Source organism: Pseudomonas sp. AC247 (assembly GCF_979258015.1).
Genome location: NZ_OZ409829.1, coordinates 3764625 through 3789040, shown reverse-complemented (window position 1 = coordinate 3789040; position 24416 = coordinate 3764625). Strand labels below are relative to the sequence as shown.

Below are 24416 nucleotides of genomic sequence, written 5' to 3'. Positions count from 1 at the left end.
GCGATTAAAAAGGCATGAGGCGTATTGCCAGCTTCTTTGCCGCCCGCTGGCTAGACAACTCGCCGACCTGAACCGGTTCACCCGAGGCCCGATGACCGTCCGTCTGAGCGTGTGCGTCAACCGCATTGAGCGCTGTGGTCATTGAATCCGCGACCGCGCGGGTCAAGAGTGAAGGCACAAGCAATCACTCACCGCACAGGTTCGAGGACGTCATGACCCAAGCTTTGATTTTCGATGCGTTACGCACGCCCCGCGGCAAAGGCAAGGCAGACGGCGCCCTGCACAGCGTCAAACCGGTGAATCTGCTGGCCGGTTTGCTGACCGCGCTGCAGGCACGCACTTCGCTGGACACCAGCCAGGTCGATGACGTGGTGCTCGGTTGTGTCACGCCGATTGGCGATCAGGGCTCGGACATCGCCAAGACCGCCGTGCAAGTGGCTGATTGGGACGTCAGCGTCGCGGGCGTGCAGATCAACCGCTTCTGCGCTTCGGGGCTGGAGGCGGTGAACCTCGGCGCGATGAAAGTGCGCTCCGGTTTCGAAGACTTGGTGGTGGTTGGCGGCGTCGAGTCGATGTCACGGGTGCCGATGGGCAGCGATGGCGGCGCCTGGGCGCTGGACCCGCAGACCAATCTGCACAGTCATTTCACCCCGCAGGGCGTTGGTGCGGACTTGATCGCCACCCTCGAAGGCTTCAGCCGTCAGGACGTCGATGCCTACGCGCTGCACTCGCAGCAGAAAGCCGCACGGGCGCGGGCGGACGGCTCGTTCAACAAATCGCTGGTGCCGGTGCAGGATCAGAACGGCATCATCCTGCTCGATCATGATGAATTCATTCGCGCCGAATCGACCCTTGAGGGCTTGGGCAAGCTCAAGCCGAGTTTCGAAATGATCGGGCAGATGGGCTTCGACGCGACCGCGCTGCGGGTCTACAGCCATGTCGAGCGAATCAATCACGTGCACACGCCCGGCAACAGCTCGGGGATCGTTGACGGTGCGGCGCTGATGTTGATCGGCTCCGAGGCCAAGGGGCGGGCGCTGGGCTTGCAACCTCGGGCGCGAATCGTCGCCACGGCGGTCACCAGTACCGACCCGACCATCATGCTCACCGGCCCGGCGCCGGCCACCCGCAAGGCATTGGCCAAGGCCGGGCTGCGCGTCGAAGACATCGACCTGTTCGAGGTCAACGAGGCGTTTGCCTCGGTGGTGTTGAAGTTCATCAAGGACATGGCCGTCGACCCGGCCAAGGTCAATGTCAACGGCGGCTCTATCGCCATGGGCCACCCGTTGGGCGCCACCGGTTGCGCGATCCTCGGCACCCTGCTCGATGAACTGGAAGCGCGGCGCCTGCGCTATGGCCTGGCGACGCTGTGCGTCGGCGGCGGCATGGGCATTGCCACCATCATCGAACGCCTCTGAGCCCCGAAATTCAAGGAACCTTGTTATGAGCGAAGCCATTCGTTACGAAAAAGCTCAGGACGGCATTGTCGTGCTGACCATCGACATGCCGGGCCAGAGCGCCAACACCATGAACGCCGTGTACCGCGAGGCCATGGCCGCGTGCGTCGCCCGACTGCTGGCGGAAAAAGACAGCCTTGCCGGCGTGATCATTACCTCGGCGAAAAAAACCTTCTTTGCCGGCGGCGATCTCAATGAGCTGATCAAAGTCGGCAAGCCCGAAGCCAAAGCTTTCTACGACATGGTGCTGACCCTCAAAGGGCAACTGCGCACCCTGGAAACCCTCGGCAAACCAGTGGTCGCGGCGATTAACGGCGCGGCGTTGGGTGGAGGTTGGGAAATCTGTCTCGCCTGCCATCACCGCGTGGCGCTGGATGATCCGTCGGTGCAGCTCGGTCTGCCGGAAGTGACACTCGGCCTGCTGCCGGGCGGCGGCGGGGTGGTGCGCATGGTGCGCATGCTCGGGATCGAGAAGGCGCTGCCGTACCTGCTCGAAGGCAAGAAAGTGCGGCCGCAACAGGCGTTGCAGGCTGGTTTGATTGATGAGCTGGCGGCGGATCGCGAAGAGTTGTTGGCCAAGTCGCGCGCGTGGATCGTCGCCAATCCGACGGCGGTGCAGCGTTGGGATGTGAAGGGTTATCACATTCCTGGCGGTACGCCGTCGAACCCGAAAGTTGCGCAAATGCTGGCGATTGCACCGTCGATCCTGCGCAGTAAAACCCAAGGCACACTGCCGGCGCCGGAGAAGATTCTGTGTGCGGCGGTTGAAGGCGCTCAGGTCGATTTCGACACTGCGCACCTGATCGAAACCCGCTATTTCACCGAACTCACAACCGGGCAGATTTCGAAAAACCTGATCGGCACGTTCTGGTTTCAGCTCAACGAAATCAATGCCGGTGGTTCGCGGCCTCAGGGTTTTGCGCCTTATAAAACACAGAAGGTTGGCGTGCTCGGTGCCGGGATGATGGGCGCCGGGATTGCGTTTGTCAGTGCTTCGGCGGGGATCGAGGTGGTGCTCAAGGACATCAACCTCGCGGCTGCCGAGAAAGGCAAAGCGCACTCGGCGGCGTTGCTGGACAAAAAAATCACCCGTGGCCAGATGAATGCTGCGCAGCGTGATCAAGTGCTGGCGCGGATCACACCGTCCGAAAGCGATGCCGATCTGGCCGGCTGCGATCTGATCATCGAAGCGGTGTTCGAGGATCGTGAGCTCAAGGCCAAGGTGTCTCTGGCCGCGCAGCAGGTGGTCGGCGCAGATGCGGTCATTGCTTCCAATACATCGACCTTGCCGATCACCGGACTGGCGAGCGCCGTGCCGGATCAAAGCAAATTCATCGGCCTGCATTTCTTCAGTCCGGTAGAAAAAATGCCGCTGGTGGAAATCATCAAAGGCGCGCAAACCAGCGACGAAACCCTCGCGCGCGGTTTTGATTTCGTCCTGCAAATCAAGAAAACCCCGATCGTGGTCAACGACAGTCGCGGTTTCTTCACCTCGCGGGTTTTCGGCACCTTCACCAACGAAGGCATCGCCATGCTCGGTGAAGGCGTCAGCGCACCAATGATCGAGACCGAAGCACGCAAGGCCGGGATGCCGGTCGGGCCTCTGGCGATCTCCGACGAAGTTTCCCTCAGCCTGATGAGTCATATCCGCAAGCAAACGGCCAAAGACCTACAGGCAGAAGGGAAACCGCTGATTGAGCACCCGGCCTTCGCCGTGATTGACTTGCTGCTCAACGAATACAAACGTCCGGGCAAGGCTGCTGGCGGTGGTTTTTATGAATATCCGGCGGGTGGCCAGAAGTATTTGTGGCCGGAACTGAAAACGCGTTTCGAGAAGGCCGACGGGCAGATCTCGCCGAAGGACGTACGTGATCGGCTGTTGTTCGTGCAAGCCATCGAAACCGTGCGTTGCGTGGAGGAGGGCGTGCTGACCTCGACGGCGGACGCCAATATTGGCTCGATCTTCGGCATCGGTTTCGCAGCATGGACCGGCGGTGCGTTGCAGTTCATCAACCAATACGGCGTGAAGGACTTCGTCGCCCGCGCGCAGTACCTCGCCGAACAATATGGCGAGCGTTTCGCCCCGCCAGCGCTGCTGCTGGACAAAGCGGCAAAGGGTGAAATGTTCTAACGGGAGGCGCACTCCGGGGCTTGCCTTGTCAGGGTGTTTCAAGGCAGGCTCTGGGGTGTTCATTATTCCCATCACGTGTCAGGTATTTTTTATGTCGCTACGCATCTGCATTCTGGAAACCGACATCCTGCGTCCGGAACTGGTCGATCAATATCAGGGTTATGGGCAGATGTTCCAGCGCCTGTTCTCGCAGCAACCGATTGCCGCCGAGTTCACCGTGTACAACGTGATGCAGGGCGAATACCCAAGCGACGACCTGACCTTTGACGCGTACCTGGTCACCGGCAGCAAGGCCGACTCGTTCGGTACCGACCCGTGGATTCAAACACTCAGGGAATACCTGCTGAACCGTTACGAGCGTGGCGACAAACTGCTGGGCGTGTGCTTCGGCCATCAATTGCTGGCGCTGCTGCTCGGTGGCAAGAGCGAGCGGGCGACGCAAGGCTGGGGCGTCGGCACTCACAACTACAAACTGGCGGCGAAGGCACCGTGGATGAGCCCGGTGCGTGAGGAGCTGACGCTGCTGATCAGCCACCAGGATCAGGTTACTGCACTGCCGGAAAACGCCACGGTGATTGCTTCCAGCGATTTCTGCCCGTTTGCCGCGTACCACATCAATGATCAGGTGCTGTGCTTCCAGGGCCATCCGGAGTTCATTCACGATTACTCGCGGGCGCTGCTCGATTTGCGTCAGGAAGCACTGGGTTCGCAGACCTACAGCAAGGGTGTGGCCAGTCTTGAACAGGAACACCATGGCGCGACGGTTGCGGAATGGATGATGCGGTTTGTGGCGCACAAGCCTGAGGTCGCTTAATAGCAGATCGAAAGATCGCAGCCTTCGGCAGCTCCTACACTGAAATCCCGTAGGGGCTGCCGAAGGCCGCGATCTTTTGATTTACAACCACCCAGACTTCTTGAAACTCGCCCACAAACTCACACATCCCACCGTAATAAACCCCAGCACACCGAAATAGCCGTAATGCCAGCTCAGCTCCGGCATGTTCTGGAAGTTCATCCCGTAAATCCCCGCCACCGCCGTGGGAAACGCCAGAATCGCCGCCCAGGCAGCAAACTTGCGCTGCACCACGCTCTGCCGAGACGCTTCCAGTAACACACCGATCTCGATGGTCTGACTGGCAATGTCGGCCAGAGTGCTCAGGTCTTCCATTTGCCGCGTCACGTGAATCTGCACATCGCGGAAGTACGGGCGCATGTTCTTGTCGATAAACGGAAAGCTGAGCTTCTGCAATTCCTCGCCAATTTCCACCATCGGTGCTGCGTAACGACGCAGGCGCACGACATCGCGGCGCAAGCCATGCAGCTTCTGAATATCGCGCTCGTTCAAAGCGCTGCACAGCACGTTGCGCTCCAGCTCATCAATCTCGGCATGAATCGCTTCGCCCACCGGCTGATAGTTCTCGATGACGAAATCGAGCAACGCATAGAGGACGAAGTCTTCTCCGTGCTCCAGCAACAGCGGCCGCGCCTCACAGCGTTGACGGACATGGGCGTAGGAAGCCGAGTGACCGTTGCGCGCGGTGATGATGTAGCCCTTGCCCGCGAAGATGTGCGTCTCGATGAACTGCAGAACGCCGTTCTCACGGATGGGCGAGTAGGTGACGATAAACAAAGCGTCGCCAAAGGTTTCCAGCTTTGGTCGGCTGTGTTTTTCCAGGGCGTCTTCGATGGCCAATTCGTGCAGGTTGAACTGACGTTGCAGATTGAACAGTTCCTGAGCGTCCGGCTCTTCCAGACCGATCCAGACAAAGTGACCGGTTTTCGCGGCCCAGGCAGCACCTTCATCGAGGGTAATATTGGTGACTTTCTTACCCGCGCTGTACACCGCAGCAGCAACAACTCGACCCATGGTGGTGATTCACTTCTTTTTGGCAAATGGCAGGGAATGCAAGGCTTCAGCTTAGCCGTGTCGCTGCTTCAGAGTCAGTGAAATCTGCACAGTTCACCGGGCAAAAGAAAACCCGCACAGGGCGGGTTTCGTTTTCAGGCGGCTTGTAGCTGCCGATCCATCGATTCGATGCACTCGCGCATCTGCTCACGGCACTGATCGATCAGCATGGGCATGTCATCCATGGTCAATCCGGCTGTAGGAATCGCCGGCAGCGAGCGTATGAGAATTTTCCCGCTGCGCCAGCGATTCAGGCGCATGTGTTTGATGTAACTGCTGACGCACACCGGCACGATCGGCACACCCGCGGCAATCGCCATCTGGAACGCGCCTTTCTTGAATGGCAGCAAGTCTTCGCCAAGGTTACGCGTACCTTCCGGGAACACCCAAATCGAGGTGTCTTCGTTCTGCAGGGTATTGGTGGTGGTCAGCATCGACTGTCGCGCCTTGTGCGCATTGCCACGGTCGATCAACACATTGCCGGCCAGCCAGAACAACTGCCCGAACAGCGGTACCCACTTCAGGCTCTTCTTACCGATGCACACGGTGCGACGAGGTACGACGTTGCCGAACACGAACAGATCGTAGTTGGATTGGTGGTTGGCGATGATCACGCAACTGTCGGGCTTGTTCATCAAGCCGCTGACATCGGACTTGACCCGCAGGCGCAAAATGCACATCGCCGGGAGCGCGTAGAGGCGGGCGCACAGTCGGCTGTTGTCCGGATTGAAAGGGCGGCATATCCCGAGGATCACCCCAAGGATGCCCGCCAGAATAAAGTGCAGGCCCATCAATAACATACGAAACACGAACAGCATTTTCAGGCCCACCGGGACAAAAGGTGGCGCAGTGTACGGATGTGCACTGTTTTCGGCAATTGCCGCTATAGAGTCCGGAGATAGGCGATGTTTAAGCGCATGTTTCAGAGTTGCTTGTCAGACCCGTCCTAGAGCCGCTACAGCGTTTTCAACCGAGCGTGTAAGAAAAAGCCCGACACGAGGGTCGGGCTTTTCTTCAATGCTTGAGCCTGGGCTTAACCCAGATGCTCCTGATCCTGGACGATGGCGTTATCGAGGGTTTCCAGCAGCGCCTTGCGCACCTTCAGCTTGGTATTTTTGTGCGCGAGCATGTTGATCTTCTTCAGCTGGCGCGCGGCAGCAAGGGCGGCACCTTGCAGTTCCTCGGCGGACACCACCTTGTCGAGGAACCCGGCATCCACAGCACTTTTCGGATCAAACATCTCGCCATTGATCACTGAGCGGTGAAACGCCGAACGACGCAGACGATCACGCGCCAGTTCGATCCCGGCGTGGTGCATGGTCATGCCGATCTGCACTTCATTCAGGCCGATGCTGAACGGGCCATCGACGCCGATGCGGTAATCCGCCGACAACAGAATGAAAGCACCTTTGGCCACGGCGTGACCCGGGCAAGCAACAATCACCGGGAACGGGTGAGAGAGCAGGCGACGGGCCAGCGTCGACCCCGCAGTCACCAGCGCCACCGCTTCTTTAGGGCCGGCTGTCATCACCTTCAGATCATAGCCGCCCGAGAGAATGCCTGGCTGACCGGTAATGATCACGATGGCACGATCAGTCACCGCTTGGTCCAGCGCCGCATTAAAGGCCGCAATCACGTCCGGGGAAATGGCATTGACCTTGCCGTTGCTCAAGGTCAGGGTCGCGATACCGTCTTCGAGGTGGTAGGAAATCAACTCACTCATGACGCTATTCCTTGTAAGAAAGATGGGCAGACGTTACCCACCGACGCAGGTCAGGTAAAGCGCCGTGACTGACCCGCCAGTCACCGATTCGCGGCTGATCCGGCGTAGCTCGCCATTTTGCTTCTATATAGAAGGGGCACAGTCACCGGAGATTGGCCGGTTTGCCATGGGCCGTCAGCAGCGCAAACGGCTTTTTCTCTTAAGCGCATGAAAATTCTGCAAAAAAAGTTTGCCATCGGAAAAGCTTTCGACTACATTAGCGCGCCTCGACAGACAGAACATGTTTGAAGAGATACGGTGAAGTGTCCGAGTGGCTTAAGGAGCACGCCTGGAAAGTGTGTATACAGGAAACTGTATCGAGAGTTCGAATCTCTCCTTCACCGCCACATTCAGTACACAAAACCCCTGATTTCGAAAGAAGTCAGGGGTTTTGTGGTTTCTGGCGTCTGGAATTTATCAGGCGGCGGATTGGAGTTGCGTTGAGCATTACAATCAGCGCTTTTATTCATCAGTAAAAGGACGACACCATGATCATCTCAACGACTCAATCCATTGAGGGTCGCCAGATCACTGCCTACCTGGACATTGTCAGTGCGGAATCGGTGCAGGGCGTCAATGTGATCCGCGACATGTTCGCCGGTATGCGCGACTTTTTCGGTGGACGTTCGCAGACGCTGGAGCGGGCGTTGAAGGAGGCTCGTGTGCAGGCGACGGAAGAACTTCGCGAGCGGGCGCGCGCTTTGCAGGCGGATGCGGTGGTCGGGGTGGATTTCGAGATCAGCATGCCCGGCGGCAAGGGCGGGATGGTTGTGGTGTTTGCGACGGGGACGGCGGTGAAGTTGCGCTGATGGGGTGTCAGGCCTGTGAGCCCATTCAAAAGTCGAATGGGCTCTTTAGGTTGGCGATCAGCCCTGTGGCTTGAGGATCACCAGACCTTTATCGTCATAGGTCAGCGGCGTGTCGATAGCGACCAGCGGAGGTGTATCGGAGGGTTGGCTAGGTTGCACCGGCTGGCTCGGATGGTAAATGACGCCAGGCTGCAGAACCGGCGTATCCGGACCCGGATTTTTGATGGTGATTTCGCCGGAAGCGATCTTGTCCTTGAGTTTTTCCGCGCCAGCCTTGCCGGCTGCGATTTGTTCGTCCGTGAGCTTTACGACGGGCAGATTCGGGAATCCGTTGATTTGCATGTTCTCTCCTTGAGATTCATTTGTATGAAAAAGGGCAACGGCCTGTCTCCGCAATTCTTTAGTGATGTGGGACCAATGGTTTATTCGCCCGTCTATTTTTTGTAGGCCATTCGTCGGGCATCAGACGATCTGAATAACAAGTCCAGGAATGACCGGCTAGTCTCAAAAGCCTTGGAGGTCGATATTTTTTCAGGCAAAAGGGTTTTTGCCGGTGTCGACTGATGGCGAAGGGGCGAAGGTATGACTGATCCGTATATCGAAGACGATGGCGCTGAATTTTCCTTCAACAACTGCGTACGGTGCGGCCAGACCGAGTACCAGGCAGGTTTTGGCGAGGACCCGGTGCAGACCGGAAAGATCAAATCCACGGCGCCCAAGGGGCCGAAAGCCAAATTTCTTCCGAAGGTCGCAACTCGTGCCCGAAAATAATTGCGCAATGAACGACCCCGTCAAATGAGCGGGGTTTTTTGTCCCTGATGAATGGAGGGGAACAATCCCTGCAGACGACGAAATGGTTCGGAAGGTTTTCACAAACTTTTCACGTTGATCGAAGTAGGGTGAAGCCATCCGTTAGAAAGCAAGTCTCCAGCCCGTCTCCCCAGCGGGCTTTTTTTTGCCCGCCATAAAACCTTTTCCAGAATAGCTGTCCAATCGGCGCCATGTGCGCGCAGGTCTCTGAATTCGTCTGGACTTTTGCGCCCCGAGAGCATTAAATCCCGGCCCTTTTTGTCATCCCAATTTTTGAGGTTTTCTTCATGCGTTTAACTCTGCCTGCTCTGGTTCTGGGCCTTCTGGTTGCTCAAGGTGCAATGGCTGCCGGTGATGGCACTGCGGCGCTGGGCGGTGGTCTGGGTGGTGCGCTGGGTAATGTGCTCGGTCAGAAAATGGGCGGCAGCACTGGTGCCGCAGTGGGTGCCGGCGTCGCTGGCGCGGCGGGCAGTGCATTGACGGCTCGTAAGGGCAGCCGCACCAAAGCGGCCATCGGCGGTGGTGTCGGGGCAGCCGGTGGTTCGGTAATCGGCAACAGCCTGGGCGGCCGGACTGGCGCCACCATCGGTGCAGGTCTGGGCGGTGCAGCGGGCGGTGCGGTCGGCAGCAATCTGGCCAAAGGTCACAAGCGTCACTGAAACTGATCGTTGTTCAGAAAAAGCCCGGCTCAATGCCTAATGCCGATCAGTTAAGCCTTCTCGCTTGACCTTTGGCCGCAAGAAATCAAAATCCGATGCCTGTACTGGCATCGGATTTTTTTATGCGTCTCGCTCGGGCACTGGAACTGACCCACAACATCGCCTCTACCCCCAACGCCATTGAGGGATTGGATGCTTTGCTCGATCCTTCTTTGGTCGAACAGGCGCTTGAACAAGCTGGTGTGGCGACGCTGCGCAAGCGTCGTTTGCCTCTGGAAATGATGCTCTGGTGCGTGATCTCCATGGCGTTCTTCCGGCGCATGTCGGCCTGGGATGTGGTTAGTCGCATGAATATCATGTTGCCGGGTCAGCGCCCGTTGGTAGCGCCCAGCGCCGTAGTCCAGGCCCGTCAGAGATTGGGCAGCGAAGCTGTACGACAAGTCTTCGATTTGACCCAGAAAAGTTGGCATGAGGCAGCCGGTCACCCGACTTGGGCCGGTCTGCGTTTGTTGGGTGTCGATGGCGTTGTCTGGCGCACGCCCGATACGCCGGAAAATCGGGCGCGCTATGACTCCGCCAGCAACCAGCATGGCGACACCGGTTTTCCTCAGGTGCGCATGGTCTGCCAAATGGAGTTGACCAGCCATTTGCTGATTGGAAGTGCGTTTGACGGCTACCGCAGCAACGAAATGAAACTGGCCGAGCAACTGATCGAAACCACCCCCGATCACTCGCTGACGCTGTTTGATCGTGGTTTTTACTCGTTAGGTTTACTGCATCAGTGGCAGCAGGCAGGTGTCGAACGCCACTGGCTGATGCCGCTGAAAAAAGGCTCGCAGTACGAGGTGATCCAGCGTTTGGGGCGCCAGGATGCGATTATTTTGCTGAGCACTTCGCCACAGGCCCGCAAGCAATGGCCTGGGTTGCCGGAGCGGCTGACCGCGCGACTGCTGAGCAAAACCGTCAAGGGCAAGGTGTGTCAGATTCTGACCTCGATGACTGACCCACTGCGTTTTCCTTCCGACGAGATTGTTGATCTATACAGCCAGCGCTGGGAAATCGAATTAGGCTTTCGGGAAATGAAGCAGACGCTGCTCAACAGCAGCTATACGCTGCGCAGCAAGACACCCGAGATGATCGAGCAAGAGTTGTGGGGTGTGTTGTTGGGCTACAACTTATTGCGCTATCAGATGGTGGAAATGAGTCGCCACTGTCCTGGCATTTACCCGTGCGAAATGAGCTTTACTGCGTGTACCTGGGCGATTCTTGGGTTTATCAACAGCGTCTCGGCCGATCGTTCCGGGAACATCCCCAAGTATTTGGCCGAGCTTCATGCTTCAGCGCCGCACTACGTTCTGCCGCATCGACGGGAGGAGCGCGTTTACCCTCGGGCCATCAGGCTTAAATCCCCGAAGTATCCGATCAAAAATAAAAATGCCAGTCAGCTTAACTGACTGGCATTAGGCTCAATGCCGGGCTTTTTAGTTGCTGAACGTTTTTCCCTCAAGCGTCTCCAATCTCACATAGGCCCTTGCTTGGGCGGACTGTCCCGATTCGGGAACTGTGAGGTTCATATGCGACTGTCATTATCTGCACTGTTTTTCGGATTGCTGGTGACGCAAGGCGCGATGGCTGCCGGGGATGGTTCGGCAGCCGTCGGCGGCGGGCTCGGTGGCGTATTGGGCAACGTGGTTGGCGGCCAACTTGGCGGCAGCACAGGCGCGGCAGTTGGCGCAGGTGTAGGCGGCGCGGCCGGCGGTGCGGTCGGGGCGAATAAACGCAATCGCACCGAAGCCGCGATTGGCGGTGGCCTCGGCGCTGCGGGTGGTTCAGTAATCGGTAATAGCCTCGGCGGCTCAACCGGTTCGGCTGTCGGTGCAGGATTGGGTGGCGCGGCCGGTGGTGCGGTCGGCAACAACCTGGGGGACGACGGCGGATCCCACTCCGGCGGCGGCCACAAACACAAGAATAAACACAAGAACCGTCATCATTGATCAGCGGTTCAACAGAAACCCGGCCTCGTGCCGGGTTTTTCGTTTTTGCAGGTAGGACTCAGGAACGATTGGCTGCAGGGCTTTTCGAACGTCATACACTTCCCCGAAAAAAGAGGTTTGCCATGACTCCCGAAACCGAAGGCAAGGAAGAAAAAGGCCCGAGCGGGCTGCCGTTTATCAATGATCCCGGGAACGAGGATCCGGGCTCGCTGATGGATGATGCGACGGTGCCGCTGAATGATTCGGATGAGGCGGATATGGAGTATGAAGAGGATGAGGATGAGGATGAGCAGTGAACGGTTGCTACTGGAGGCAAACCTGCTGATTGACTCTAAGGGCCTGGGACTTCAGGCCCATTAGAAGTGCGCACATTAATCAGCCAGTTTTTCGTTCAGTTTTCTCTCGATGTGGCGCAGCCATACTTCGCCAGATGCCCATTCATTCCAGTAGCAGTAATAACATTTGAGCTCCTTTAAGAACAATGCTCGTAGGTCCATTTCATTTAGTCCTCTGCTTATAAGCGTTTGCAATTCGCTACGTACTGAAATCAGTATTTCTTTGTCTGAGCTTTTCAAAAAGTCATCGATGACTTGATCTGCTGTGTCGTGCTCCATCAGCCAGTCTTGATGGAAGTAAGCCCCAAAAAATACTTGAGATTCTGGAAAGTTATTATTCATAGCTCTGGAAATCCTGTTAGTAAAAAATATCCCAAAGGCAGCGAAGCGTCTTTTTTTAACACTAATAGTAGTTTTGATGCTGATTGGGAATGCGTTACACCATTGAGCATACTCACACCCACCGGTCGGATGAGATCATGCGTAAAACTCGTCTTTGCTTGGGTACTGGCCAAGAACGCCGTCACTCTGTGTGAGTTCGCGTTTAGCGCCTCTGACACTGCAACTTCGGCATCAGCGCGATTCAAGAAAGTAGAAGCAGCGGGAATGTTAGGTTCTGCTTGGAGCCGTTGAGCCAACTGGGCGTCAGTTCTGCCAACATGCCTGGTAATCAGATGCCCACCTTGCGCTTCGTGAGCTGCTAATCCTCCTCCAGGAACAATCTCACTGTATGGCCCATCTGCCGATATTGCTCCCGGACAGGGAATGCAAGCCAACCCCAACGGATCAACCCACCCCGTCGGATTCGGCGTGTACTGATACTGATTAATCCCACCCGCCAGCTTCACCGGATCCGGCGTCAGATACCGGCCCAACCTCGGGTCGTAGTACCGGTGCCGGTTGTAATGCAGCCCACTTTCCCCATCGAAATACTGCCCCTGAAACCGCAACGGTTGATCGAGATAGTCTTCGGCCGCCAGGGTCAGCGCCGCGACCTTGCCGTACGCGTCGTACTGCGCCGACCAAACGATTTCCCCGCTGTAATCGGTCAGCTCCAGCGGCGTACCGAGGTGATCGAGTTGGTAATAAAACGGGCAGGCCTTTTTCGGGCCTTTGCCGTCGAGCATGGCCAGCGGGCGGAAGGTGCCGGGTTCGTAGACGTAGCTGCGATATTCGTTGGGGCTGCTTTCGGCGACGAGGTGGTCGCCTTGCCAGAAGAACTCGGTGGTGACGCCGTCGACGGTTTTGCGGATGCGGCGGCCGAAGGCGTCGTATTGGTAGGACGCGGTTTTGCCGTCCGGGCGGGTCAGGCCGATCAGGCGGTGCTGGCAGTCGTAGCGGTATTCGGTGACCAGTTTGTGCGCGCTGCCACGGCGTTCGCGGATCAGGTTGCCGAAGGCGTCGTAGTCGTAGTGGCGGTCGCCCTGGTCCAGCAGGCGATTGCCTTTGATCCGGCTCGGGCCGGTGCCGTCCTGTGTCAGCAGGTTGCCGGCCGGGTCGTGGGCGAAGCTTTCCGGCAGTTCGTCGCGCGAATGGCGGACGCGGATCAGGCGGTCGAGGGTGTCGTAACCGTAGGTGCGCTGGCCATGGCGGGTGTCGGCGATGTGTTCAAGGTTGCCGTTGGCGCTGTAGGCATAGTCGCGCCGATACAGTGACTGGTGTTCATGGCCTACGGTATGGGCCAGCAATCGGCCCTGATCGTCGTAGGAATATTCGCTGAGCAACAGGCCTTGCTGACGCTGCTGTTCGCGTCCGGACTGGAAGGTGTGCGTGGTCAGTTGTGCGCCGTTGAGGTCGATGCCGCTCAGCGCGCCGCCCTTGGCGTAGCGGTAGTCGAGCTTGCTGTTGTCCGGCAGACGCAGTTGTTTGAGCTGGCCGCAGGCGTTATAGGCATAACGCAATGTGCCCCAGCCCTGGTGCTCGGTGATCAGTCGATCCTGACGGTCGTACTCGAAGGCCAGCGGGTGGTTCTGGCCGTCATCGACGCCGATCAAACGGCCGAGGCGGTCGTATTGGTAGCTGACCCTGATCCCGTCGGGCAGGGTTTTGACCAGAAGACGCCCGGCAGCATCGCGTTTATAGGCGGTGACTAACTGTGAGCCGTCGTCGCCAAACTCGGTCTTCTCCAGCAGGTGACCGTTGAGGTCATAGGTGTACGCGGTGCGTTGGCCGTCGAAGCCGGTTTCCTGTCGGATCAATCCGGTTGGCGTGTAGTCCAGCAGGTATCGCTCGCCGGACTCGTTTTCGATCTCGGTGAGCAGCAGTTGCGCATGGTCGTAGCGGTACTGCACCCGCGTGCCGTCGGGGTTGATCCGCCGAGAGACCAGGTGCAGCTCATCGTCGTATTCATAACGGGTGATGCGCCCGAGTTCATCGCGCTCGGCAGTAACCTGGCCGTAGGCGCCGTAGCTGTAGGCGCGAGTCGCGCCTGTGGGAAATGTCGTCTGCGCCAGTCGGCCGACGGCGTCCCACTGCAGACGGGTCACCGCACCGTGTTCATCAACAACAGTCGTCCGCCGTCCCTGCGCATCGTAGGAAAAGCGTCGTACGCCACCCTCAGGCAACGTTTCCTCGGTCAACTGGCCAAGGTCATTCCAGACCCAGCGATGCCGGCTGCTGTCCGGGTAACGGATTGACAGCAGCTGCCCGCGAATATCGTAGTAGTAATGGGTGACCTGTCCGTCGGGATCGACGGCTTCGGTGACATCACCTTCGGCATTGCGCCGGTAGATCCAGGTTGCGTCGCCCCGGCTGCGTTTGTGCAGGAAACCGTTGCGATATTCGTAGGACGTTGGCGCGTCATCCGGCGGAATCAGTGCAATCAGCCGTCCGATTTCGTCGTAGTGGTATTCGGTTATGGCCCCCAGCGCGTCCTGCTCGGCGACCAGACGCCCGCAATCGTCGTAGGCCTTGAGGTGTTCGCCACCGTTGGCCTCGACCTTGCGCACCAGTCGTGCACGGTCGTCGTGGACGTAAACCTCTTCGGTGCCGTCGACGTAATGCACTGTGACGCTGCCATCGTCATCCCAGACGTACCGCGTATTCATCTGCGAAAACGATGCCCAGTGGCGCACGCAACGGGCGGCCTTGCCGGCGCGTTCCCACTCCCAGAAGAAGCTCGCGCCCCCTGTCAATTGCCGCTGCAGGATCACGTGGGCGTCGTCGTAGTCGTAGCGCTCGCTGTCACCGACGGCGTTGGTCGCGGCTAACAGGCGTTGGCGGGCGTCGTAGCAGTAGCGGGCGAGGGTTTGTTCAGTGGCCCATTCAGACGCGTGGAAAACCTGGTAATCGACCGCGATCAATTGCGCCCGGTCATAGCGCAATCGCAGCGCCCGGCCAGCGCCATTGTCGAGACGATCAATACGATCCTGACGGTCCCGACTGATGCACAGTCGATTGCCATACGCGTCACTGATCGCCGTCAGCCGCCCCGCGCGGAAGTGGTAAAAGCGCGGCACATCCCCGGCCAGTGCAAGGATCAGTTCCTGTGGTTCATCGCCAAGAAAGATCGCCGCCCGCGACAGACTGTTGTGAATCGCCGGCCGCTCGACGTCTGGTAACGGGAACCGAGTTCGGCGGTTCTCGTGGTCGATCCAGACCACACAATCGCCTTCGAACAGCAGGCGGTGCGCCAGCGAATGACTCCAGCCAAACCCCAGGCCGACATCGACCTCGACAGCGCTGGTGCGATACACCCGGGTGAACTCGAACGGCAGTCGCCCATCGAGCGCACCATCGGTCAGGGTCAACAGTTCTTCGCCGGTGACCATCGACACCGGGCAGCCATTGGTGCAGGTCAGCGGTACGCAATCGGCGTTGTCGCCGTTAGGGTTTTTCGCCTGATCCGGTACATCGTCGTGTGGCTCATGGCGTTGCAGGGCCGCCATGTTGCGAGTCTTGTCGCGTGTAATGGGCGCCGGATTTGGCACCGTCAACACCAAAGAATCGGCTTGGCGAATGTTCAGAGGAATGGCAGGCGTCGGATTCAGCGCAACGTCACGCGCATTGATCATCAGCGGTTTCAGCACGCCGGCATGTTTGTCCAGCGGCGGTGCCGTGCTCAGTTCCGCCAGTCGCAACGCTGAAGCCGCCAGCCACTCCCGTGCTCGCGGCGACTTGATCTTCGCCAGTACTTTGCTGCTCAGGCGTATTTGCACGCCGACACCGCCAGACAGCCGCATCAGCAGAAAAGCGATCAGCAGTTCGACGCGAACTTCAGCCACCACTTCAGCCACATACTGCGGCGGCAGCATTTTCAGCCAGCTGGTGAATGCTGCGAGATGAATGAACAGCAGCGGCTCATCGCTGAGGATCAACAAGCCGTCGGCAATGGACGCGCTGGACGCTTGCAGCAACGCTTCAAGCTCGGCTTCGCTGAGGTAATCGAGGAGCTTTTCGCTGTTGGCCTGCAAGTCGGCGAGGAGGGCGAACACCTGCTTGATGTCATCCCAGACGCCGTGCAGGGCACTCTCGAATCCGCGCCAGTCGGCCCGCTGTAATTGGCCGTAACGGTCAGCGAATCCGGCGCTGGAAAACTCTTTCCACAGGGGTTGGAACCCGCTCCACTCAGTCCGCAGCCAGCCTTCGAGACTGGCAAGGATGGCCTCATAGGAGGCGAACAGAGCACTGACGTGAGCGGCTGAAACATCGGGAAAGAAGGTGATGCGATAACGCTGGCCCCGATCGCAGTCGGTCACTTGCAGAATGCCGCTCGGGCCAATGGTGTGATGCAGTGGTGCGCCAAAGGTGAGAACCCCGTTGACGTCACTCAGCAGCGGTTCAAGTGTTAGCGGGGTATCGCCGATCGGCACAAACCGTGCGGCTTCGAACATGTGCACCAGCGTCAACGGCCCGCTGGCCGGGCACATCACCACCGATGAACTGATCGGCTTGGAGGATTTCAGCGGTGCACTGAGCTGGACGTCGTTGCCGACCTTGAACACCTGCTCGATATCCAGCGCCGTCCCGGTCCAGAACGCTTCGGCCCAGGCCTCGTAATCGTTCAGGCACAGACGGAACTCCTCGATCAGGGTCTCGAAATCCGGGTGTTCGGGATTCAGTGCGGCAACTACCAGCAGGCCAATGCTGTTGTTGAGGGCCAGTAGCCGATCGGTTTCGAGCATTCGCAGTTCTCGCGCACATCAAAAAGGTGCGAGGACTTTGCGGGGGATCAACGCGGAAAGAAGTCGGCCAAGTAGGTGATGCCTGTAGGACGTTTCGCTAAATGTTCGCGAGTAGTTCACCGCCTCCAGAGACATTGACCGTTGCTCTATGTCCGTCACGCTCGTTATGCTGCTGAACCCTTTAATCAGATCCGAGCAGCGACCTGCTTCAGGCGCCTGGGATGTTTTTGATAACGGATCCGATGATGAATGCACCGCTGAAGGCGTTCGGCCCGATCAAGGCCGTGATTTTCGATATGGACGGTTTGCTGCTGGACACCGAGGGCATTTACACCGAGGTCACCTCGCTGATTGCCGGGCGCTATGGGCGCACCTTCGACTGGAGCATCAAGCAGAACATCATTGGCCGTGGGGCCAACGATCTGGCGAACTATGTGGTGCAGGCTTTGGAGCTGCCGATTACCGCCGAAGAGTTTCTGCTGATCCGCGAGCCGCTGATGCGTGAACGTTTTCCCACTGCACAAGCGATGCCGGGTGCCGAGGAACTGATCCGTCACCTGAAGGCGCACAACATTCCAATCGCCGTGGGCACCAGCTCGTCGCGCCAATCGTTCGGGCAGAAAACCACGCTGCATCGTGACTGGTTTGCGTTGTTCGATTTCATTGTCACGGCGGATGATCCGGAAGTCGGTGCAGCCAAACCGGCACCGGATATTTTCCTCACCGCTGCCCGGCGTCTGGGCGTGGCGCCTGAGGATTGCCTGGTGTTCGAAGATTCGCCGTTTGGCGTGACTGCTGCGAAAGCCGCCGGTATGACCGCCATCGCCATTCCCGACGCCGCCATGGCCGATGAAAAATACGCACATGCCGACGGGATTCTTCGTACGCTGAAAGCGTTCATCCCGAGTGCCTGTGGTTTGCCGGCGCTGGATTGGGCTTAAACCAGCGAGACAAAAAAACGCCGCCCCTCTGTCAAGGAGGGGCGGTGTTTTTCGTTCAGGCAATCTGGAACAATCAGGCGCCGAAACCACCGTCGATGGTCAGGCTGGCACCGGTGATGTAACCGGCTTCCGGGCCAGCCAGGTAGGCGACGAAACTGGCGATTTCTTCAGCTTTACCGTAACGCCCGACGGCCATCAGCGGGATCAGGCTTTCGGCGAAGTCACCGTGCGCCGGGTTCATGTCGGTATCAACCGGCCCCGGCTGCACGTTGTTGACGGTGATGCCGCGAGGGCCGAGGTCGCGGGCCAGGCCTTTGGTCAGGCCGACCAGCGCCGATTTGCTCATTGCATACACTCCGCCGCCGGCAAAGGGCATGCGGTCGGCGTTGGTGCTGCCGATGTTGATGATGCGTGCGCCTTCGCCCATGTGTTTAGCGGCTTCCTGGGAGGCGATGAATACGCTGCGAATGTTGATCGCCACGGTCTGGTCGAAGTCTTCGAGTTTGAAGTCTTCCAGTGGGGCAACGGCCAGTACACCAGCGTTGTTGACCAGAATGTCGACGCGGCCAAAAGCTTCGACGGTAGCGTTGACGGCGTGGCGGATAGCAGCGGCATCGGCGCTGTCGGCCTTGATCGCCAGGGCTTGGCCGCCGTTGGCGGTGATGCTGTTCTGCAACTCTTCAGCCTTGGCGGTGGAGCTGACGTAAGTGAAGGCTACGGCAGCGCCTTCAGCGGCCAGGCGTTTGACGATGGCAGCGCCGATACCGCGGGAACCGCCTTGGATCAGAGCGACTTTACCGCTGAGGTGTTGAGTGGTCATGTTCGATCTCCAGAGTGTTCAAGGCGGGAATGCCTTGGTATTGGTGGCGAGTATCGGCGTGGTATCGACAACTGTGTAGACCATGATTGCTATAGTCTGTGTAAACCAGAAGTTTATAGTGGCGATCATGGAAACTTTCAGCAGCATCGAATGCTTCGTGCGCAGTGCCGAAGTCGGCAGCTTTGCCGAGGCCGCGCGACGTTTGAGTCTGACCCCGGCGGCCGTCGGCAAGAGTGTGGCGAAACTTGAGGTGCGGCTCGGCGTACGGCTGTTCCAGCGTAGTACACGCAGCTTGACGCTGACCGAGGCCGGGCAGCTTTTCCTCGATCAGGTCAGTGGCAGTCTGACGACGATTCAAAATGCCGTGGCCAATCTGTCCAGTGTCGAAGGGCTGCCGGCCGGGACGCTGAAAGTCAGCATGGGCGCCGCGTTTGGTTGCCTGCACATCGTGCCGATGCTCGGTGAGTTTCTGCGGCGATACCCTGCAATCAACCCGGACTGGCATTTCGATAATCGCCAGGTCGATCTGATCGGGCAGGGCTTCGACGCGGCCATCGGTGGCGGCTTCGAACTGCCGCAAGGGGTGATTGCACGCAAGCTGAGCCCGGCGCATCGGATATTGGTGGCGTCTGCGGATTACTTGCAGGCCAACCCTCGGATCCTCGAACCGGACGACCTCAGCCATCACGACGGAATTTTGATCCGCTCGCCGCAAACCGGGCGTGTGCGTTCCTGGCAGTTGACCGGGCGCAATCCGCAGAATTGCCGGCCATTGGTGCTCAAGACGCGAATGACCATGAGCGATTCCGAAGCCGCTTGCAGGACGGCGGCGCAAGGCTTGGGGATTGCGCTGGTGAGCATGCCGTTTGCGGTGGGGTACCTGGAGGCGGGGACGTTGCAGCGGGTGTTGCCGGATTGGTTCGTCGATGATGGCAATATTTCGATTTACTACGCCGAGCATAAATTGTTGCCGGGCAAGACGCGGGCGTTTGTGGATTTTCTGATTGAGCAGTTTGCGGAGCAGGGGTCGGCGCGGCGGTTCAGTGCGATTTGAGCAAGGCATCAGACCGAGGTGTGGCCATCGCGAGCAGGCTCACTCCTACATTGGAATGCGTCCCCTTTGTAGGAGTGAGCCTGCTCGCGATCAACGATAACGCGGTCTACCGGGCAAACCGCCCCGGCCAGCCAATAATGTTCTTCGGCCGCGGCGTCGCATAAGTCCGCACCTTGGACGTCGACAAGCGCAAGCGCACCAGCGATTCGGCAATCGTCACCGCCGCCGTCACGCCATCCACCACTGGCACACCCGTGCGTCGACGAATTTGCTCATCCAGCCCGGCCATGCCGCCGCAACCCAGGCAAATCACCTCGGCTTTATCCTGCGTCACCGCCAACTCTGCCTGATGCACGATTGCTTCCAGCGCACGCTGCGGCTCGTGTTCCAATTCCAGCACCGCCAAGCCACTGGCCCGCACCGATGCGCAACGATCCCACAGGCCAGACAATTTCAACCGATCCTCAATCAGCGGCACGGTGCGATCCAGCGTGGTCACCACCGAATACGCGTGGCCCAGAAACATCGCGGTACTCGCCGCCGCATCAGTGATGTCCACCACCGGCACGTTGAGCAATTCCTGCAAGCCTTCCCGGCCATGCTCGCCATAGCCGGCCTGAATCACTGCGTCGAACGGCTGATCGTAGGACATCACCCGATCCATCACGGCGATGGCGGCCAAATAGCTTTCGAAATTACCTTCAATCGAGTCGGCGCCAAAAAACGGCGTCAAACCGACGATTTCAGTACCAGGTGAAGCGACATCCTGCGCCGAGCGGGCGATGGCTTGGGTGATGGACTCGGTGGTGTTGACGTTGACCACGAGAATACGCATGGGGAAATCCTTATAGCGGGCAGTTCTGCGGCCCGACATCCGGGCCGCGAGGGAGTTAATGGCAGACGTTGTCGACCGCAATCGATTCGCCACTGATGTCGGCGTAGTGCGGCTGACGCTTGGCGATGATCAGGTAGAGCATTCCGGCGATCCCGGCGCCGATCAGCCAGGAGAACGGCGAAACGCTGTGGAAACCGGGAACGAGCGCGAGGACGATGGCGATCAACGCCGCAGGAATAAACGCCGCGACAGCGCGGAAATTGACCCCGTGGCTGTAGTAATAAGCGCCGTTGGGATCTTCGCTGTAGAGCTGCGGGACGTTGACCCGGCCTTTGCGGATCAGCCAGTAGTCGACCATGATCACCCCGTACAACGGGCCGAGCAGGGCGCCGAGGCCGGACAGGAAATAGACGATCACCAGCGGGCTGTTGTAGAGATTCCACGGCAGGATCAGCACGGCGATGGTGGCGCTGATCAATCCGGCGCGGCGGAAGGTCAGGTACTTCGGCGCGAGGTTGCTGAGGACGAAGGCCGGGGCGACGAAGTTGGCCATGATGTTCACCGCAACGGTGACGATCAGGAATGCCAGGCAACCAAGGACCAGGAAGAAGGTGTTGGGAATCGATGCAATGATCTCGGTCGGGCTTTCGATGATCCGGCCATTGATCTGAAATTGCGCACCGCAGAGCAGCACGGTAATCGCGGCGAACACCAGAATATTCACCGGCAAACCCCAGAAGTTTCCTACCTTGATGGTCTTGCGGCATGGCGAAGAGCGGGCGAAGTCGCAGAAGTTGAGGATCAATGTGCCGTAGATCGCCAGCCACAACGCACCGCCGGCAAAGATGTTGCGCCACATCTCGCCGCCGGTCAGCGGCTCGCGGATCGACCAGGCGATGGTCGCGTTGGCCTGGAAGTACATCCATGCGGCGAGGGCGGCGACAGTCAGCAGGATCACCGGCCCGGCGAACGCCTCGTAGCGGCGCACCATTTCCATGCCGTAGGCGAGAATCGCCAGTTGCACGAACCAGATCGCCACGAACGATGCCCAGCCCAGCGTCGACAGCCCGAGAATCGAGTTGTGGTCGTATTCGGCGAAACCGGGGTGCACCGCCGTGAGCAGCACTCGCAAAACCACAGACGCCAGATACGTCTGAATGCCGAACCAGGCGATGGCGATAACCGCCCTGATCAGTGCAGGAATTTGCGCGCCGTGGATGCCGAAACTGATCCGGCTGATGACAGGAAACGGCACACCGGTTTTCTGCCCCATGTAACCGGACAGGTTCATGAAAAAGTACACCAACGCCGCGCCGATCCCCAGCGACAGCAGAATCTGCCAGCCACCCAGGCCCAAGGCGTAGAGGCCGATGGCGAAGGAGTAGTTGGCGATGTTGTGCACATCGTTGGTCCACAGGGCGAAGATGCTGTATTTGCCCCAGCGTCGACCTTCAGCCTTGGTGGGCGCCAGGTCGCTGTTGTGCAAACGGGGGCTGAGTTGTAACGGCTCGCTCAGACCGTCGTAGGGCAACGGTTGATCAAGGGCAGAGGCGGGCAGATTCAGCGCGATGTTATTCGAGAGACTTGTACGCATTCCGGCAGGCTCCTGATGTTCAGGGCCGCGATGACTGTGCATAAGCCGTCAGGCTCGACAAATCTTCGTCGCGGCAGTGAAAGCATCACTGGTTACGGGGCATCTGCAGCCTGTACGGGATAGGGCGCTTCAGGCTTGCGGATCGAAAGTGTTTATGTTTTGCAGTTTTGTATACAAAACATGTATGCACTTAAGCCAGTTTTGTGCCAGTTGGCGATCTATGCACAGCCGTGCTCATTTCGAAAAGTTATCGAAGCACGCTAAGTATCTGAAAATAAGTGGTTATAAATTGACCGATTGAACAGGTATTTATTTTTTGTGGGGGATTTTTACGGCGGGCGGAAGCGGGGGTTTTTCAGGCGGGATGTAACTTTTCAGGGCGCGGAAACAAAAAAGTGCACACATAAATGGCACCGATGGTGACAGTCGTGTGTACAAATTTTCTGATGGCTCCGCATAACATTGTAGGATTGAGCCTGCTCGCGATAGCGGTCTATCAGCCGATGAATTTTTTGGCTGATACATCGCTATCGCGAGCAGGCTCACTCCTACAGGGGGAAATCAGCGCGGCAGGGAGTTACGCCTTACTGATGATGTTACCGGCATGCAGCCCACACTCTTTCTGCGTTGCTTCTTCCCACCACCAACGGCCTTCGCGCTCGTGCTGGTTCGGCAGGACAGGGCGGGTGCACGGTTCGCAGCCGATGCTGATGAAACCGCGCTCATGCAGGCTGTTGTACGGCAGTTCGAGCATGCGGATGTAACCCCAGATCTCTTCACTGGTCATCTGCGCCAACGGATTGAACTTGTACAACGTGCGCTCCGGGGTGGAGAACGCTGTATCGATTTCCATCACTGCCACGGCACTGCGAGTGCCCGGGCTCTGGTCGCGGCGCTGGCCGGTGGCCCAGGCTTTGACGTCGGACAATTTGCGCCGCAGCGGCTCGATCTTGCGAATGCCGCAGCATTCGCCGTGACCGTCCTTGTAGAAACTGAACAGGCCTTTTTCCTTCACGAAGGGTTCCAGTTTCGTGTAGTCCGGCGACACCAGTTCGATGTCGATCTTGTAGTGCTCGCGCACCTGATCGATGAAGCGATAGGTTTCCGGGTGCAGGCGGCCGGTGTCGAGGCTGAACACCTTGACGTTCTTGTTGAGCTTCCAGGCCATGTCCACCAGCACCACATCCTCGGCGCCGCTGAAAGATATCCACAAGTCATCGCCGAACTCGGCAAAGGCGAGTTTGAGAATGTCTTGCGCGGATTTGTTGGCATAGGTCGTGGCGAGTTCCACGACGTCGAACGTTGCACTCATCAGGGCGGCTTCCTACAGGTCGGTGGCGCTGGGCGCTCTATATGAGGCCGATGGTAACAAAAAGCTGCGTGGCTCGGGGCGTGCTGTGCGTTGCGCGAGTGGATTTGAGCCGCTAGAGTTCGGCCTCGCTCGACTCAAATAATCAATACAAACGGGAGTGTCTTGTGGAAATTGCTTGCCTGGATCTTGAAGGGGTGTTGGTGCCGGAAATCTGGATCGCCTTCGCCGAAAAAACCGGAATCGACTCCCTCAAGGCCACCACCCGGGACATTCCCGATTACGACGTGCTGATGAAGCAGCGTCTGCGCATCCTTGATGAACATGGCTTGAAGCTCTCGGACATTCAGGAAGTGATCGCCACGCTGAAGCCGCTGGACGGCGCGGTGGAGTTCGTCAACTGGCTGCGCGAGCGCTTTCAGGTGGTGATTCTGTCGGATACGTTCTACGAGTTCTCGCAGCCGCTGATGCGTCAGTTGGGCTTCCCGACGTTGCTGTGCCATCGTCTGATTACTGACGACACCGGGCGGGTGACCAGCTATCAGTTGCGCCAGAAAGATCCGAAGCGCCAGTCGGTGCTGGCGTTCAAAAGCCTGTATTACCGGGTGATTGCGGCGGGGGATTCGTATAACGATACGACGATGCTGGGCGAGGCCGATGCGGGGATTCTGTTCCATGCGCCGGAGAATGTGATTCGCGAGTTTCCGCAGTTTCCGGCGGTGCACACCTTCGCCGACCTTAAGCAGGAATTCCTCAAAGCCTCCAACCGCGACCTCAGCCTGTAAGCCTGGCTAAATGATCGTTCCCACGCTCTGCGTGGGAATGCCTCAACGGACGCTCCGCGTTCGGCTTTGGATGGGACGCCGAGCGTCCCGGG

General features: G+C 58.5%; 22 protein-coding genes and 1 tRNA gene. 13 read left to right on the top strand and 10 right to left on the bottom strand.

From position 1 onward, the window contains the following. Nucleotides 1–212 precede the first annotated feature (212 nt). The 3 genes from ACZZ0B_RS17015 to ACZZ0B_RS17005 all read left to right on the top strand — a co-directional run bounded on the left by ACZZ0B_RS17015 (nucleotide 213) and on the right by ACZZ0B_RS17005 (nucleotide 4402). Entirely contained in the window at nucleotides 213–1418 is a 1206-nt protein-coding gene (locus ACZZ0B_RS17015; protein WP_463545836.1) for an acetyl-CoA C-acetyltransferase, read from the top strand. Between the two features lie 25 nt (nucleotides 1419–1443). Beyond that, nucleotides 1444–3588 (top strand): 3-hydroxyacyl-CoA dehydrogenase NAD-binding domain-containing protein, encoded by a 2145-nt coding sequence (locus ACZZ0B_RS17010; RefSeq protein ID WP_463545835.1) that lies wholly within the window; start codon nucleotides 1444–1446, stop codon nucleotides 3586–3588. Between the two features lie 91 nt (nucleotides 3589–3679). Then, nucleotides 3680–4402: an amidotransferase gene (locus ACZZ0B_RS17005; protein ID WP_463545834.1), complete on the top strand. Its 723-nt coding sequence runs from the start codon at nucleotides 3680–3682 to the stop codon at nucleotides 4400–4402. 81 nt (nucleotides 4403–4483) lie between these two features. Here the strand turns inward: ACZZ0B_RS17005 and ACZZ0B_RS17000 are convergent, their stop codons facing one another. From ACZZ0B_RS17000 to ACZZ0B_RS16990, 3 genes are all read right to left on the bottom strand, one after another. Beyond that, the gene (locus ACZZ0B_RS17000) at nucleotides 4484–5455 is read right to left on the bottom strand and encodes a magnesium and cobalt transport protein CorA (protein ID WP_008080962.1); all 972 of its coding nucleotides are present in this window, start codon (nucleotides 5453–5455) and stop codon (nucleotides 4484–4486) included. Between the two features lie 134 nt (nucleotides 5456–5589). Beyond that, on the bottom strand, nucleotides 5590–6312 hold the full coding sequence (locus ACZZ0B_RS16995) for a lysophospholipid acyltransferase family protein (RefSeq protein WP_008080964.1): 723 nt from the start codon (nucleotides 6310–6312) through the stop codon (nucleotides 5590–5592). Between the two features lie 215 nt (nucleotides 6313–6527). Then, nucleotides 6528–7217 (bottom strand): crotonase/enoyl-CoA hydratase family protein, encoded by a 690-nt coding sequence (locus tag ACZZ0B_RS16990; protein WP_008080965.1) that lies wholly within the window; start codon nucleotides 7215–7217, stop codon nucleotides 6528–6530. Between the two features lie 296 nt (nucleotides 7218–7513). On the opposite strand from ACZZ0B_RS16990, the gene ACZZ0B_RS16985 reads away from it, so the two are divergent. Both ACZZ0B_RS16985 and ACZZ0B_RS16980 read left to right on the top strand, forming a co-directional pair. After that, nucleotides 7514–7603 (top strand) — tRNA-Ser (locus ACZZ0B_RS16985). Nucleotides 7604–7744: 141 nt separating this feature from the next. Beyond that, nucleotides 7745–8065 carry a YbjQ family protein gene (locus ACZZ0B_RS16980; protein WP_008080978.1) on the top strand — a complete coding sequence of 107 codons (321 nt, stop codon included), beginning with the start codon at nucleotides 7745–7747 and terminating at the stop codon, nucleotides 8063–8065. A 57-nt stretch (nucleotides 8066–8122) separates the two neighbouring features. On the opposite strand, the gene ACZZ0B_RS16975 is transcribed toward ACZZ0B_RS16980, so the two are convergent. Beyond that, complete coding sequence (locus ACZZ0B_RS16975; RefSeq protein ID WP_008080979.1) at nucleotides 8123–8407, bottom strand: hypothetical protein; 285 nt, start codon at nucleotides 8405–8407, stop codon at nucleotides 8123–8125. Nucleotides 8408–8647: 240 nt separating this feature from the next. On the opposite strand from ACZZ0B_RS16975, the gene ACZZ0B_RS16970 reads away from it, so the two are divergent. From ACZZ0B_RS16970 to ACZZ0B_RS16950, 5 genes are all read left to right on the top strand, one after another. After that, complete coding sequence (locus tag ACZZ0B_RS16970) at nucleotides 8648–8836, top strand: hypothetical protein (protein ID WP_008080981.1); 189 nt, start codon at nucleotides 8648–8650, stop codon at nucleotides 8834–8836. Between the two features lie 326 nt (nucleotides 8837–9162). Next, nucleotides 9163–9534: a glycine zipper domain-containing protein gene (locus ACZZ0B_RS16965; protein ID WP_008080982.1), complete on the top strand. Its 372-nt coding sequence runs from the start codon at nucleotides 9163–9165 to the stop codon at nucleotides 9532–9534. Nucleotides 9535–9656: 122 nt separating this feature from the next. After that, a complete protein-coding gene (locus ACZZ0B_RS16960) occupies nucleotides 9657–10988 on the top strand; it encodes an IS4 family transposase (RefSeq protein ID WP_463544343.1) in 1332 nt (443 codons plus the stop codon). 120 nt (nucleotides 10989–11108) lie between these two features. Beyond that, nucleotides 11109–11528, top strand: coding sequence for a YMGG-like glycine zipper-containing protein (locus ACZZ0B_RS16955; protein WP_008080984.1), 420 nt, complete (start codon nucleotides 11109–11111; stop codon nucleotides 11526–11528). 122 nt (nucleotides 11529–11650) lie between these two features. Beyond that, nucleotides 11651–11824 (top strand): hypothetical protein, encoded by a 174-nt coding sequence (locus tag ACZZ0B_RS16950; protein WP_463545833.1) that lies wholly within the window; start codon nucleotides 11651–11653, stop codon nucleotides 11822–11824. Nucleotides 11825–11899: 75 nt separating this feature from the next. Here ACZZ0B_RS16950 and ACZZ0B_RS16945 read toward each other — a convergent pair whose 3' ends face one another. Next, nucleotides 11900–12205 carry a contact-dependent growth inhibition system immunity protein gene (locus tag ACZZ0B_RS16945; RefSeq protein WP_463545832.1) on the bottom strand — a complete coding sequence of 102 codons (306 nt, stop codon included), beginning with the start codon at nucleotides 12203–12205 and terminating at the stop codon, nucleotides 11900–11902. Beyond that, a complete protein-coding gene (locus ACZZ0B_RS16940; RefSeq protein WP_463545831.1) occupies nucleotides 12202–16986 on the bottom strand; it encodes an RNase A-like domain-containing protein in 4785 nt (1594 codons plus the stop codon). Before ACZZ0B_RS16940 ends, ACZZ0B_RS16945 begins: the two co-directional genes overlap by 4 nt. 245 nt (nucleotides 16987–17231) lie before the next feature. Here ACZZ0B_RS16940 and ACZZ0B_RS16935 point away from each other — a divergent pair, with 245 nt between their 5' ends. Further along, on the top strand, nucleotides 17232–17927 hold the full coding sequence (locus tag ACZZ0B_RS16935; protein ID WP_463545830.1) for an HAD-IA family hydrolase: 696 nt from the start codon (nucleotides 17232–17234) through the stop codon (nucleotides 17925–17927). A 73-nt stretch (nucleotides 17928–18000) separates the two neighbouring features. On the opposite strand, the gene ACZZ0B_RS16930 is transcribed toward ACZZ0B_RS16935, so the two are convergent. Beyond that, complete coding sequence (locus ACZZ0B_RS16930) at nucleotides 18001–18747, bottom strand: 3-oxoacyl-ACP reductase family protein (protein ID WP_158830580.1); 747 nt, start codon at nucleotides 18745–18747, stop codon at nucleotides 18001–18003. Nucleotides 18748–18874: 127 nt separating this feature from the next. Here ACZZ0B_RS16930 and ACZZ0B_RS16925 point away from each other — a divergent pair, with 127 nt between their 5' ends. Then, nucleotides 18875–19801: a LysR family transcriptional regulator gene (locus ACZZ0B_RS16925; protein WP_463545829.1), complete on the top strand. Its 927-nt coding sequence runs from the start codon at nucleotides 18875–18877 to the stop codon at nucleotides 19799–19801. Between the two features lie 106 nt (nucleotides 19802–19907). On the opposite strand, the gene ACZZ0B_RS16920 is transcribed toward ACZZ0B_RS16925, so the two are convergent. The 3 genes from ACZZ0B_RS16920 to ACZZ0B_RS16910 all read right to left on the bottom strand — a co-directional run bounded on the left by ACZZ0B_RS16920 (nucleotide 19908) and on the right by ACZZ0B_RS16910 (nucleotide 23542). Further along, nucleotides 19908–20636: an aspartate/glutamate racemase family protein gene (locus tag ACZZ0B_RS16920; RefSeq protein ID WP_463545828.1), complete on the bottom strand. Its 729-nt coding sequence runs from the start codon at nucleotides 20634–20636 to the stop codon at nucleotides 19908–19910. A 55-nt stretch (nucleotides 20637–20691) separates the two neighbouring features. Beyond that, a complete protein-coding gene (locus ACZZ0B_RS16915) occupies nucleotides 20692–22230 on the bottom strand; it encodes an NCS1 family nucleobase:cation symporter-1 (RefSeq protein ID WP_463545827.1) in 1539 nt (512 codons plus the stop codon). Nucleotides 22231–22807: 577 nt separating this feature from the next. Then, nucleotides 22808–23542 (bottom strand): phosphoadenylyl-sulfate reductase, encoded by a 735-nt coding sequence (locus ACZZ0B_RS16910; RefSeq protein WP_034152888.1) that lies wholly within the window; start codon nucleotides 23540–23542, stop codon nucleotides 22808–22810. Between the two features lie 164 nt (nucleotides 23543–23706). Between ACZZ0B_RS16910 and thrH the strand changes: the two genes are divergently transcribed. Further along, entirely contained in the window at nucleotides 23707–24324 is a 618-nt protein-coding gene (gene thrH / locus ACZZ0B_RS16905) for a bifunctional phosphoserine phosphatase/homoserine phosphotransferase ThrH (protein WP_463545826.1), read from the top strand. Nucleotides 24325–24416 lie beyond the last annotated feature (92 nt).

What these genes read in the sequence shown, in the direction of transcription:
- ACZZ0B_RS16925 (WP_463545829.1), top strand. Translation starts at nt 18,875, where the DNA reads ATGGAAACTTTCAGCAGCATCGAATGCTTCGTGCGCAGTGCCGAAGTC.
- ACZZ0B_RS16970 (WP_008080981.1), top strand. Translation starts at nt 8,648, where the DNA reads ATGACTGATCCGTATATCGAAGACGATGGCGCTGAATTTTCCTTCAAC.
- ACZZ0B_RS16980 (WP_008080978.1), top strand. Translation starts at nt 7,745, where the DNA reads ATGATCATCTCAACGACTCAATCCATTGAGGGTCGCCAGATCACTGCC.
- ACZZ0B_RS16995 (WP_008080964.1), bottom strand. Translation starts at nt 6,312, where the DNA reads ATGCTGTTCGTGTTTCGTATGTTATTGATGGGCCTGCACTTTATTCTG.
- ACZZ0B_RS16975 (WP_008080979.1), bottom strand. Translation starts at nt 8,407, where the DNA reads ATGCAAATCAACGGATTCCCGAATCTGCCCGTCGTAAAGCTCACGGAC.
- ACZZ0B_RS17000 (WP_008080962.1), bottom strand. Translation starts at nt 5,455, where the DNA reads ATGGGTCGAGTTGTTGCTGCTGCGGTGTACAGCGCGGGTAAGAAAGTC.
- ACZZ0B_RS17015 (WP_463545836.1), top strand. Translation starts at nt 213, where the DNA reads ATGACCCAAGCTTTGATTTTCGATGCGTTACGCACGCCCCGCGGCAAA.
- ACZZ0B_RS16990 (WP_008080965.1), bottom strand. Translation starts at nt 7,217, where the DNA reads ATGAGTGAGTTGATTTCCTACCACCTCGAAGACGGTATCGCGACCCTG.
- ACZZ0B_RS17010 (WP_463545835.1), top strand. Translation starts at nt 1,444, where the DNA reads ATGAGCGAAGCCATTCGTTACGAAAAAGCTCAGGACGGCATTGTCGTG.
- ACZZ0B_RS16950 (WP_463545833.1), top strand. Translation starts at nt 11,651, where the DNA reads ATGACTCCCGAAACCGAAGGCAAGGAAGAAAAAGGCCCGAGCGGGCTG.
- ACZZ0B_RS16930 (WP_158830580.1), bottom strand. Translation starts at nt 18,747, where the DNA reads ATGACCACTCAACACCTCAGCGGTAAAGTCGCTCTGATCCAAGGCGGT.
- ACZZ0B_RS16935 (WP_463545830.1), top strand. Translation starts at nt 17,232, where the DNA reads ATGAATGCACCGCTGAAGGCGTTCGGCCCGATCAAGGCCGTGATTTTC.
- ACZZ0B_RS16920 (WP_463545828.1), bottom strand. Translation starts at nt 20,636, where the DNA reads ATGCGTATTCTCGTGGTCAACGTCAACACCACCGAGTCCATCACCCAA.
- ACZZ0B_RS16910 (WP_034152888.1), bottom strand. Translation starts at nt 23,542, where the DNA reads ATGAGTGCAACGTTCGACGTCGTGGAACTCGCCACGACCTATGCCAAC.
- ACZZ0B_RS17005 (WP_463545834.1), top strand. Translation starts at nt 3,680, where the DNA reads ATGTCGCTACGCATCTGCATTCTGGAAACCGACATCCTGCGTCCGGAA.
- ACZZ0B_RS16960 (WP_463544343.1), top strand. Translation starts at nt 9,657, where the DNA reads ATGCGTCTCGCTCGGGCACTGGAACTGACCCACAACATCGCCTCTACC.
- ACZZ0B_RS16940 (WP_463545831.1), bottom strand. Translation starts at nt 16,986, where the DNA reads ATGCTCGAAACCGATCGGCTACTGGCCCTCAACAACAGCATTGGCCTG.
- ACZZ0B_RS16965 (WP_008080982.1), top strand. Translation starts at nt 9,163, where the DNA reads ATGCGTTTAACTCTGCCTGCTCTGGTTCTGGGCCTTCTGGTTGCTCAA.
- ACZZ0B_RS16955 (WP_008080984.1), top strand. Translation starts at nt 11,109, where the DNA reads ATGCGACTGTCATTATCTGCACTGTTTTTCGGATTGCTGGTGACGCAA.
- ACZZ0B_RS16945 (WP_463545832.1), bottom strand. Translation starts at nt 12,205, where the DNA reads ATGAATAATAACTTTCCAGAATCTCAAGTATTTTTTGGGGCTTACTTC.
- ACZZ0B_RS16915 (WP_463545827.1), bottom strand. Translation starts at nt 22,230, where the DNA reads ATGCGTACAAGTCTCTCGAATAACATCGCGCTGAATCTGCCCGCCTCT.